Source organism: Acinetobacter sp. 18QD2AZ41W, assembly GCF_009829025.1.
GTDB classification, from domain to species: domain Bacteria; phylum Pseudomonadota; class Gammaproteobacteria; order Pseudomonadales; family Moraxellaceae; genus Acinetobacter; species Acinetobacter pseudolwoffii.
On record NZ_WURP01000085.1, the window covers coordinates 1 to 208 of the forward strand.

Below are 208 nucleotides of genomic sequence, written 5' to 3' on the forward strand. Positions count from 1 at the left end.
TTTATTTCAACTCAAATATATTCTGTTAATGATTGATCTAGCCTTCGTCAGGTCTAGACGCTGTGATAAATCACAGAACTTAATAAGCTTAAACTTACTAAATTCTGTAATCTAACAACTTATCTTAAATGATGGTGGAGACTAGGAGAGTCGAACTCCTGACCTCCTGCGTGCAAAGCAGGCGCTCTACCAACTAAGCTAAGTCCCC

General features: G+C 38.9%; 1 tRNA gene. It reads right to left on the minus strand.

The annotated features are described in order from the left end of the window. Positions 1-132: 132 nt before the first annotated feature. Positions 133-208 (minus strand) — tRNA-Ala (locus GVV58_RS15380).